Genomic DNA, 11,097 nt, shown 5'->3' on the forward strand with positions numbered 1-11,097 from the left:
AGTTAGCGGCGTCCATTATGATCCACAGCCAGCTACCCACCCCATTCCCATGCCGGCCAGCCCTGGCGGCGTCTTCTTCTGCCTCGCAAACCCATTTCGAACCTGCTCGCCCTGTCGTGTGGCGGGCATCCATCCGTACTGCGGGAGTCGCACCATGAAGAAACTCGTTCTGCTGGGCAGCCTTGCCCTGAGCCTGCTGGCATCCAGCGCATTTGCCGCCGACAAGCCCCTGCGCATTGGCATCGAAGCGGCCTATCCGCCCTTCGCCTTCAAGACGCCAGAGGGGCAGATTGCGGGGTTTGACTATGACATCGGCAATGCCATGTGCGAAGAGATGAAGGTCAAATGCCAGTGGGTCGAGCAGGAGTTCGATGGCCTGATTCCCTCCCTGAAGGTGAAGAAGGTGGATGCCGTGCTCTCGTCCATGACCATCACTGACGAACGCAAGAAGTCCGTGGATTTCACGGGCAAGTACTACTACAGCCCGGCGCGCCTGGTGATGAAGAAGGGCGCCCAGGTCGATCCCGAGTTCAAGAGCCTGGTAGGCAAGGCCATCGGAACCCAGCGCTCCACCACCACCGACCGCTTCGCCACCGAGGTGCTGGAGCCCAAGGGCATCAAGATCGTGCGCTACAGCACCCAGAACGAGATCTACCTGGACGTGCTCTCCGGTCGCCTGGACGGCGTGCTGGCGGACGTCTTCCCGCTCAACGAGGGCTTCCTCAAGACCGATAACGGCAAGGGCTACGAGTTTGTCGGCCCGGTTCTGAATGATCCGAAGTACTTCGGTGAGGGTGCCGGTATCGCCGTGCGCAAGGGCGATAACGAGCTGCGCGAGAAGTTCAACAGCGCCATCAAGACCCTGCGTGAAAATGGCAAGTATCAGGCGATCCAGGCCAAGTACTTCGACTTCGATATCTACGGCGAGTAATCGGTCCGCCAATGGGAAAAAGCCGCGCGAATGCGCGGCTTTTTCCATTCTGGTGATCGGCCAATGCATTCGTCCCGACGGACAAGGATCGTAGATTGGGCTGAGTTCGACGAAGCCCAACGATGCTGGGGTGGAAATGTTGGGCTTCGCTTCGCTCTGCGCCAACCTACGAAAAGCAAGGGGAGCTCGAAGGCTGGCTTTTGTGCATGACGTAGGATGGGTCGGGCGGCGTTCCGCGAGCGGAGCGATACCCATCGATTGCCAGTACAGGTCGATGGAAGCCACGAATGAAAAAGGGAGCCCGAAGGCTCCCTTTCTCGTTGTGGCGAACGGCTGTCAGTGCAGGATCTGCCCTAGGAACAGCTTGGTCCGCTCGTTCTGCGGGTTGTCGAAGAAGGCGTGCGGTTCGTTCTGTTCCACGATTTCGCCCTTGTCCATGAAAATCACCCGGTCGGCCACGGTACGGGCGAAGCCCATTTCGTGGGTCACGCAGAGCATGGTCATGCCGTCATGGGCCAGGCCGATCATGGTGTCGAGCACTTCCTTCACCATTTCCGGGTCGAGTGCCGAGGTGGGCTCGTCGAACAGCATGATCTTCGGCTTCATGCACAGCGCACGGGCAATGGCCACGCGCTGTTGCTGACCGCCGGAGAGTTGACCTGGGAACTTCTTGGCCTGCTCGGGAATGCGCACGCGCTCGAGGAAATGCATGGCGATTTCCTCGGCTTGGCGCTTGGGCATCTTGCGGACCCACATGGGTGCCAGGGTGCAGTTCTGCAGCACGGTAAGGTGCGGGAACAGGTTGAAGTGCTGGAACACCATGCCCACTTCGCTGCGGATCGCCTCGATGTGCTTGAGGTCGTTGGTCAGCTCGGTACCGTCGACGATGATTTGCCCCTGCTGGTGCTCCTCCAGTCGGTTGATGCAGCGGATGGTGGTCGACTTGCCGGATCCCGAGGGGCCGCAGAGCACGATGCGCTCGCCCTGCCGCACGTCGAGGTTGATGTCTTTCAGCACATGGAACTGGCCGTACCACTTGTTCACACCCTGCAGACGGATGATCGGCTCGCCGGCAGTTTTCTTGCTTGCTTCAGTCATGGGATGACTCCTAACGCTTGTGGCCGGTGTCCAGCTTGCGCTCCAGGCTCATGGAGTAGCGGGACATGCCGAAACAGAAGATCCAGAACACCAGGGCGGCGAAGACGTAGCCTTCGGTGGCCATCCCCAGCCAGGCCGGGTCGGTGGTGGCTTGCTTGATGCTGTTGAGCAGGTCGAACAGGCCGATGATGATCACCAGACTGGTGTCCTTGAACAGCGCAATGAAGGTGTTGACGATGCCGGGGATTACCAGCTTCAGGGCTTGCGGCAGGATCACCAGGCCCATCATCCGCCAGTAACCCAGCCCCATCGCGGCAGCCGCTTCGTACTGCCCCTTGGGGATGGCCTGCAGGCCGCCACGTACCACTTCGGCGATGTAGGCCGACTGGAACATGATCACGCCGATCAGCGCCCGCAGCAGCTTGTCGAAGGACAGGCCTTCGGGCAGGAACAGCGGCAGCATCACCGAGGACATGAAGAGCACCGTGATCAGCGGTACGCCGCGCCAGAACTCGATGAAGGTCACGCAGATGACCTTGATCGCTGGCAGGTTCGAGCGCCGGCCCAATGCCAGCAGGATGCCCAGCGGCAGCGCGCCAACGATGCCCACGGCAGCGATCACCAGGGTCAGCATCAGGCCGCCCCACTGGCTGGTGGACACGGTGGACATGCCGAGGAAGCCGCCGTGCAGCAGCCAGTAGGCCACGATCGGGTAGATCACCAGGAACGCCAGGCCGTACTTGGCCTTCTGCTGGAAGCGCGGGACGAACAATGGCGCTGCGCCAATGATTGCAATCCACACCGCCAGATCGACTCGCCAGCGCAGGGCCTCGGGGTAGAAGCCGTACATGAACTGGCTGAAACGGACCTGGATGAAGACCCAGCAGGCGCCTTCGCTGGTGCAGTCGGCGCGGGTGGTGCCGTTCCAGTCGGCCTGGAGAAAGGCCCACTGGATCAGCGGCGGCAGGATCAGCCAGACCAGATAGATGGCGAACAGGGTCAACAGCGTGTTGAACCAGTTGGAGAACAGGTTGGCGCGCAGCCAGCCCAGTACGCCGACGCTCATCCGGGGTGGCGGCTGGTCGGGCTTGAATACGTGTGTCGTCATGGCTCGGACCTCACCGCTCGACTAGCGCAATGCGCTTGTTGTACCAGTTCATCAGCAGGGAAATGCTGATGCTGATGGCCAGGTAGACGCTCATGGTGATCGTGATCACCTCGATCGCCTGGCCGGTTTGGTTCAGCACCGTACCGGCGAACAGCGAGACCATGTCCGGGTAGCCGATGCCGGCCGCCAGGGATGAGTTCTTGGCCAGGTTCAGGTATTGGCTGGTAAGCGGCGGGATGATCACGCGCAGGGCTTGCGGAATGATCACCAGACGCAGGGTTTTGGCGGCGGGCAGGCCCAGGGAGCGCGCGGCCTCGGTCTGGCCGTGGCTGACCGCCTGGATGCCGGAACGTACGTTTTCGGCGATGAAGGCCGCGGTGTACACCGTCAGTGCCAGGGTCAGGGCGATCAGTTCGGGGATCACCACCCAGCCGCCGCGGAAGTTGAACCCCTGCAACACCGGCATGCTCCACTCGAAAGGTGAGCCGAATACCAGGGATACCAGCCCGGGAATCACCGCCAGCAGTACCAGCGACGTGATCAGCACCGGGAAGCGCTGGCCGGTGGCTTCACGCCTGGCCTTGGACCAGCGGGCGAGGGCGATGATCGCCAGCAGCACCAGCACGAGGCTGACCAGGAACGGCCAGAAGCCATCGGCCATGGTCGGCGACGGCATGTACAGGCCGCGGTTGTTGAGGAAGAAGTGCTCGCCGATCGCCATGCTCTGGCGCGGCCCCGGCATGGGCAACATCACCGCGAAGTACCAGAAGAAGATCTGCAGCAGCGGCGGAATGTTGCGGAAGGTCTCGATGTAGACGGTCGCCAGCTTGCTCACCAGCCAGTTCGGCGACAGGCGCGCCACACCCAGGATGAAGCCGAGGATGGTGGCGAAGAAGATTCCGATACCCGAAACCAGCAGGGTGTTGAGCAGACCGATGACGAAAACGCGGCCGTAGCTGTTGCTTTCGTTGTAGTCGATCAGGTGTTGGGATATCCCGAAGCCGGCGCTTTGTTCGAGGAAGTCGAAGCCGGACAGGATGCCGCGCTGTTGCAGGTTGTACTGGGTGTTCTGGAACAGGTACCAGCCCAGTCCCACGACCGCGACGACGGCGATGATCTGGAATAGCCACGCACGTGCCTTGGGATCGGTCCAGACCGAACCTTTCGGGGCACGCGGGGCGTTGGCGGGTTTTTGCATGACAGCCCTCTGGGAACCGCTGGCCGGCCGGATGGGGGGCGGCGGCCAGGGTTCGCGTTGAAACGGAACTCGAACCCGGCAGCCACCTCATGTGGCCGCCGGGCGACGGTCAGCGCACTGGCGGTGCGTACTGCAGACCGCCCTTGTTCCACAGGGCGTTGAGACCACGTTCGATCTTCAGGTCGCTACCGGCACCGATGTTGCGATCGAAGATTTCACCGTAGTTACCGACTTGCTTGACGATTTGCACCGCCCAGTCCTTCGGCAGCTTCAGGTCTTTGCCGAACTCGCCTTCAGTGCCCAGCAGACGGGCAATGTCGGGGTTCTTGGTGGTCTTGGCCTGTTCTTCGACGTTCTTCGAGTCCAGACCCAGTTCCTCGGCGTTCAGCATGGCGAACAGGGACCAGCGCACGATGTCGAACCACTCCTCGTCTCCCTGGCGTACGGCTGGGCCGAGGGGCTCCTTGGAGATCACTTCCGGCAGTACCACGTACTCGCCCGGGGCTGCCAGCTTGATGCGCTGTGCATAGAGCTGGGACTGGTCGGAGGTCAGTACGTCGCAACGACCGGATTCCAGCGACTTGGCGCTCTCGTCGGAGGTGTCGTAGGTGATGGGGGTGTACTTCAGGTTGTTGGCGCGGAAGTAGTCGGACAGGTTCAGCTCGGTGGTGGTGCCGGCCTGGATGCAGACGGTGGCGCCATCGAGTTCCTTGGCGCTGGAGACGCCGAGTTTCTTGTTCACCAGGAAGCCTTGACCGTCGTAGTAGGTCACGCCGGTGAAGTTCAGACCCATGGCGGCGTCACGGGAGCTGGTCCAGGTGCTGTTGCGCGAAAGGACGTCGACTTCGCCGGATTGCAGCGCGGTGAAACGTTCCTTGGCGGTCAGCGGGCTGAACTTGACCTTGCTGGCATCACCGAACACGGCGGCGGCAACAGCGCGGCAGACGTCAACGTCGATGCCTTTGTAGTTGCCCTTACCATCGGCATAAGAGAAGCCCGGAAGGCCGTCACTGATGCCGCATTGCACGAAGCCTTTCTTCTTCACCGCGTCCAGGGTGGCGCCCGCTTGCGCGAAACCGCTGACACCGAGAACGGTTGCCGCGGTCAGCACGGCCAGGGTGGATTTCACCATCTTCATCAAAACCTCCAGTTGCTTTTATTGGTGTTGGAGTCTCGGTCCCACCGCCGTACCCTCGTGAGGCAGGTTCAACCTTTCATGCACTGGAAAAGGTCAACCGGGGTGTCGGACCTAAGGAAGGAGTCTAGTTGGCGCTGCTCCGCTCGCCACCGGACGCTTCCTCGCCCATTGGTCAAATGGGCTGGAGACGGATTGCGCCCACCCTTGCACCATGAATGGCGCCAGGTGATCGCCTGCAAGGTAGCAATCGGAGTTGCTACCCAACCCGTTGCACGCCAAGGCAAGTGTTACCGAGCCTTGGTGCGTGATTCAGTCTGGTGCTGGATAGCAAAGGCCGTACCAGCCAGCTGCCAATAGGCCTATTCCGATAGGTCAATAGGTAAAGTTTTAGCCGTGCGACATCTTTTTCAGTTATCAAACCACCCCTTCTGATACCCATGCCCTGCAACTGTGCAGTTGCACCACAACGGAGCCACACATGAGCGACACACTGATCCTCGAGCCCACACATCGCGCCGACGCCTGCGTTATCTGGCTCCACGGCCTGGGCGCGGATCGCTATGACTTCCTGCCGGTGGCCGAAGCCCTGCAGGATGTCCTGGGCACCACCCGGTTCGTGCTGCCCCAGGCGCCGACCCGCGCGGTAACCATCAACGGTGGCTGGGCCATGCCGTCCTGGTACGACATCCTTGCGATGAGCCCCGAGCGGGCGATCAACGAGAGACAGCTGGAAGAATCGGCCGAGCAGGTGATGGCGCTGGTACAGGCACAACTCGATGCAGGCATCGAGCCGCGCCGTATCTTCCTTGCCGGGTTCTCCCAGGGGGGGGCCGTGGTGCTGCACACCGCATTCCTGCGCTGGCCGGAAGCGTTGGGAGGCGTACTGGCGCTGTCGACCTATGCACCGACCTTCACCGACGAAATGACGCTGCCTGATACAAAACGACAACTGCCGGTACTCTGCTTGCATGGCACCTTCGACGATGTGGTGCTGCCCGCGATGGGGCGCGCTGCACATGATCGCCTGGCGGCTGCCGGGGTTCCTGTGGCATGGCGCGACTATCCGATGGCCCACGAGGTATTGCCGCAGCAGATCCGTGACATTGGCACCTGGCTGGTGGAGCGGCTGCACAGCTGATCACTCAACCCTCAGAACAAGAGTCGACCCTGGCGCCGTTCCCTGTCACCGACCTCTGGGACAAGCTGGTGGGCTTGCGTGGCCGATTGCCGGAGCTGGACGGGCCGCTGAAGGCGCAACGGGAAGCGCGTCTGGTCGGCTACTCGGTGAAGTTCCGCCTGATGGCTTGAGGCCATCTATACTATTTCGCGAGGCCGCCCAAGGGCGGCCTTCTGGTCTCAGCCCTTGATGATGATCTTTGCCGCCTGGCGGAAGCCACCAGGGCGTCGGCTTTGTGCGTCCATGATTTTGTTGCGAAATTGTGGCGAATATCAGGAGTTGTCGCGTTCCTTACCGATATCCGGCCGTCTGTCGGCCAAGCTTTTGGTGGTCATTGCCAGGCAAAAAGTGCGGGAATACTGTCGCGCTGGGTTAACAGCTGACACAGGGATCGCTAGCGGTGTCGTCCGCTTCGACTGCCATCCGAGGCCGTTGCAGCCATGAAGCATGTTCACTGGCAAGAAGACCTGGCGTTGTTGAGCCGACTGCGCCTTTTCCAGAACGTTGCGGCGAGCAATCTCGAACGCTTGCTGAAAGAGTTTCGCGCCTGCGATCTGGAGGCGAGTGAGGTCGTGCTGTCGCCGTTCAATCGCAACCAGTACCTCTACCTGGTGCTGAGCGGGCGGCTGAAGGTGTATCTGGGGTCACTGGACAACAGCCCCGTGAGTACCGTCGAACCGGGCGAATGTGCCGGTGAAATCAGCTTCATCGACAACGATCACCCGTCGGCCTATGTGGTGGCCAGCGAACCCACCACGGCCTTGCGCTTGCACCGGCAGTCCCTGGAAAGCCTCTTCCAGCAGTCCCCACAAGTGATGCGGAACCTGCTGGAGCTGCTTTGCGATCGGGTGCGCCAGGGCAATCGCATCATTCTCGACACCGAACAGAACGCCAAGATCGACACCCTCACCGGGCTCTTCAATCGTCGCTGGATGGAGCATCTCTACCAGCGCGAAAGTACCCGCTGTGCCTTCAACGAGCAGCCGCTGTCGATGCTCATGCTCGATGTCGATCACTTCAAGGCCTACAACGATTGCCATGGCCACCTGGCGGGTGACTACGCGCTGTGCCTGGTAGCGCATACCTTGCGCAACCAGTTGCGCCCCAAGGACAGCATGGCGCGATACGGCGGCGAGGAGTTCGTCATCCTCCTGCCCGAAATGGCCAGTGGCGAGGCCCGTGCAATCGGTGAGCGGCTGCGCAGCAGCCTGGAACTGATTCCTTCCTTTTATTCCCCGCTGGGTGTGCTGCCTGGCGTGACCGTTTCCATCGGCCTGTCCGAAATGCACCACCCCGACAGCCTGCAAGGCATGATTTCACGGGCTGACCTGGCCCTGTACCAGGCCAAGCAGGACGGGCGGAATCGCCTCAACGGGTAGCCGAGCCCCGGTCCGGACTCCTGTTGCAGGGTGCGCTGTGCGCACCAGATCCCTAGCGCCGGCTTATCGGTGCGCGCAGCGCACCCTACGCGTGTTCCCTCGAATGAGGTCGCTCCTACATTTCCCGCCTGCTCAAATGTCTGTTTGCTAGAGTCCGTTCACAACAAGACAGCCGGGAAGCTGGACATGCGAAAACTGCTGATCGCTTTGCTACTGCTGGTGGCCGTTGGCCTGGGGGTTTTCTTCTACCTGCCGGGGTTCCTCGACCGTGAGATGAATACGGTAGCCGCACCGCCGCCATACTCTGCCTCGGATGAAGCCGAGGCCCTGCACAAGACCCTGTTCGTCGCTGACTTGCACGACGATGCCTTGCTGTGGAACCGCAACCTGCTGGAGCGTCATGACTTCGGCCACAGCGACCTGCCGCGCCTGCTCGAAGGCCGCGTCGGCCTGCAGGTGTTCTCCACCGTCACCAAGACCCCGCGCGGACTCAACTACGAACGCAACGGTGCGGATACCGACGACATCACCCTGCTGGTCATGGCCCAGCGCTGGCCCCGCGCGACCTGGACCAGCCTGCTGGAGCGCGCCCTCTACCAGGGCAAGAAACTCGAGGAAGCGGCCGCCGGCAGCCAGGGCAAGCTGAGCCTGGTGCGCAGCCGTGACGATTTCACCAGGTACCTCGCGGCCTGGGAGAAGGCCCCGAACCAGGTGGCCGCCATCCTCGCCACCGAGGGCCTGCACCCGCTGGAAGGCAAGCTGGAGAACGTCGACCGCATGTACGACGCAGGCTTCCGCATCATGGGCCTGACCCATTTCTTCGATAACGAAGTGGGTGGCTCCGCCCATGGGCTGGAGAAGGGCGGCCTGACCCCCTTCGGTCGCCGGGTGATCGCGCTCCTGGAAGAAAAGAAGATGCTGGTGGACCTGGCCCATTCTTCACGTGCGCTGATCGACGACGTGCTGAACATGGCCGAGCGTCCGGTACTGGTGTCCCACACCGGCGTCGAGGGCACCTGCCCGGGTACCCGCAACCTGAGCGACGCCCATATCCAGCGCATCGCCGCCACCGGCGGGGTGATCGGCATCGGCTACTGGGACACCGCCGTTTGTGAAACCTCGGTCAAGGCCATCGTCAAGGCCATCCGCTACGTCGCCGACAAGGTGGGCGTGGCCCATGTGGCACTGGGGTCGGACTTCGATGGCGCGGTGCATACGCCCTTCGATACCAGTGGCCTGGCGCAGCTCACCCAGGGGCTCAAGGAGGCAGGATTCAGCGAAGCGGAGATCGCCGCCATCATGGGGGGAAATGTGCGCAGATTGCTTCTGGAGAGCCTTCCTTAGCCCAAGTCAAGTCCTCAAGTGCCCGCAGCTCTTCGCCCTGCGGGCATCTTGCTTTACACTGGCGGCCGTTCATTCCTTAATCAATCGACGAGATCACCGTGCTCAAAGCACTCAAGAAGATATTCAGCAAGGGTGAAGAGCCGCAGACCGGCGCCACCCCTACCGCTCCAGCCCCCGCCCGTACCGAGAAGGAAGAGCGTCCGGCCAAACCGAAGAAAGCGCCTCGCGAAGCAGGCGAGAAGGCCGAAGGCTCCAGCGAACGCCCGCCCCGTGGTGAGAAGAAACCCCGCAGCGACAAACCCAAGTCCGACAAGCCGCGCCGCGAGCGTCCGGCCAAGGCCGCTGCCCCGGTGGATAACTGGAAGCTCGAAGATTTCGCGGTGGAGCCCCAGGAAGGCAAGACCCGTTTCCACGACTTCAACCTCGATCCGAGTCTGATGCACGCCATCCACGATCTGGGCTTCCCCTACTGCACCCCGATCCAGGCCCAGGTCCTTGGCCACACCCTCAAGGGTCAGGACGCTATCGGTCGCGCCCAGACCGGTACCGGCAAGACCGCCGCCTTCCTCATCTCCACCATCACCCAGCTGCTGCAGACCCCGCCGCCGAAAGAGCGCTACATGGGCGAGCCGCGTGCACTGATCATTGCGCCGACCCGTGAGCTGGTGGTGCAGATCGCCAAGGACGCCCAGGCGCTGACCAAGTACAGCGGCCTCAGCGTGATGAGCTTCGTCGGTGGCATGGACTTCGACAAGCAGCTCAGGCAACTGGAATCGCGCTTCTGCGACATCCTGGTCGCCACGCCTGGCCGTCTGCTGGACTTCAACCAGCGCGGCGAGGTGCACCTGGACATGGTCGAGGTGATGGTGCTCGACGAAGCCGACCGCATGCTGGACATGGGCTTCATCCCGCAGGTTCGTCAGATCATTCGTCAGACGCCGTTCAAGGGTGAGCGCCAGACCCTGCTGTTCTCAGCCACCTTCACCGAAGACGTGATGAACCTGGCCAAGCAATGGACCGTCGATCCGGCCATCGTCGAAATCGAGCCAGAGAACGTAGCCAGCGAGACCGTCGAACAGCATGTCTATGCCGTAGCTGGCAGCGACAAATACAAGCTGCTCTACAACCTGATCGCCCAGAACGACTGGACCCGTGTGATGGTCTTCGCCAACCGCAAGGACGAAGTGCGCCGCATCGAGGAGCGCCTGACCAGGGACGGCATCAGCGCCGCCCAGATGTCCGGCGACGTGCCACAGCACAAGCGCATCAAGACCCTTGAAGGTTTCCGTGAAGGCAAGATCCGCGTTCTGGTGGCCACCGATGTCGCTGGCCGTGGTATCCACATCGACGGCATCAGCCACGTGATCAACTTCACCCTGCCGGAAGACCCGGACGACTACGTCCACCGCATTGGCCGTACCGGCCGCGCGGGCGCTAGCGGCACGTCCATCAGCTTCGCCGGTGAAGACGACGCGTTCGCCCTGCCGCCGATCGAGGAGCTGCTGGGTCGCAAGATCAATTGCGAAATGCCCCCGACCGAACTGCTCAAGCCGGTGCCGCGCAAGCATCACTGAGGTTCGGTCGAATGAGAAAAGGCGAAGCATGTGCTTCGCCTTTTTCGTTTGTGCCGGTGCCGGGCCGTTTCGCGAATGAATTCGCTCGCCACCGATGCAAACCTGGCGACGAACTTGTAGGAGCGAGCTCTGCTCGCGAAAGTTTGTTCG

The 11,097-nt window shown here is 61.9% G+C and carries 9 protein-coding genes; 5 read left to right on the forward strand and 4 right to left on the reverse strand.

Going from position 1 to position 11,097, the window contains the following annotated elements; genetic code table 11:
* The first annotated feature begins 154 nt into the window (after window positions 1-154).
* On the forward strand, window positions 155-931 hold the full coding sequence (locus THL1_RS06350) for an ABC transporter substrate-binding protein (RefSeq protein ID WP_069082465.1): 777 nt from the start codon (window positions 155-157) through the stop codon (window positions 929-931).
* Between the two features lie 336 nt (window positions 932-1,267).
* Here the strand turns inward: THL1_RS06350 and THL1_RS06355 are convergent, their stop codons facing one another.
* The 4 genes from THL1_RS06355 to THL1_RS06370 form a co-directional block, all read right to left on the reverse strand.
* Window positions 1,268-2,029 (reverse strand): amino acid ABC transporter ATP-binding protein, encoded by a 762-nt coding sequence (locus THL1_RS06355; RefSeq protein ID WP_069082466.1) that lies wholly within the window; start codon window positions 2,027-2,029, stop codon window positions 1,268-1,270.
* A 10-nt stretch (window positions 2,030-2,039) separates the two neighbouring features.
* Window positions 2,040-3,137: an amino acid ABC transporter permease gene (locus THL1_RS06360; RefSeq protein WP_069082467.1), complete on the reverse strand. Its 1,098-nt coding sequence runs from the start codon at window positions 3,135-3,137 to the stop codon at window positions 2,040-2,042.
* A gap of 10 nt (window positions 3,138-3,147) precedes the next feature.
* The gene (locus THL1_RS06365) at window positions 3,148-4,335 is read right to left on the reverse strand and encodes an amino acid ABC transporter permease (protein WP_069082468.1); all 1,188 of its coding nucleotides are present in this window, start codon (window positions 4,333-4,335) and stop codon (window positions 3,148-3,150) included.
* A gap of 109 nt (window positions 4,336-4,444) precedes the next feature.
* Window positions 4,445-5,473, reverse strand: coding sequence for an amino acid ABC transporter substrate-binding protein (locus THL1_RS06370; RefSeq protein ID WP_069082469.1), 1,029 nt, complete (start codon window positions 5,471-5,473; stop codon window positions 4,445-4,447).
* A 478-nt stretch (window positions 5,474-5,951) separates the two neighbouring features.
* Between THL1_RS06370 and THL1_RS06375 the strand changes: the two genes are divergently transcribed.
* From THL1_RS06375 to rhlB, 4 genes are all read left to right on the forward strand, one after another.
* Window positions 5,952-6,611 carry an alpha/beta hydrolase gene (locus THL1_RS06375; protein ID WP_069082470.1) on the forward strand — a complete coding sequence of 220 codons (660 nt, stop codon included), beginning with the start codon at window positions 5,952-5,954 and terminating at the stop codon, window positions 6,609-6,611.
* A gap of 479 nt (window positions 6,612-7,090) precedes the next feature.
* Window positions 7,091-8,029 (forward strand): GGDEF domain-containing protein, encoded by a 939-nt coding sequence (locus tag THL1_RS06380; protein WP_069082471.1) that lies wholly within the window; start codon window positions 7,091-7,093, stop codon window positions 8,027-8,029.
* 186 nt (window positions 8,030-8,215) lie between these two features.
* A complete protein-coding gene (locus THL1_RS06385) occupies window positions 8,216-9,373 on the forward strand; it encodes a dipeptidase (protein ID WP_069082472.1) in 1,158 nt (385 codons plus the stop codon).
* Between the two features lie 98 nt (window positions 9,374-9,471).
* A complete protein-coding gene (gene rhlB, locus THL1_RS06390; protein ID WP_069082473.1) occupies window positions 9,472-10,947 on the forward strand; it encodes an ATP-dependent RNA helicase RhlB in 1,476 nt (491 codons plus the stop codon).
* Window positions 10,948-11,097: the final 150 nt, after the last annotated feature.

Origin of the sequence: Pseudomonas sp. TCU-HL1, from assembly GCF_001708505.1 — a bacterium.
Classification (GTDB): Bacteria; Pseudomonadota; Gammaproteobacteria; order Pseudomonadales; family Pseudomonadaceae; genus Metapseudomonas.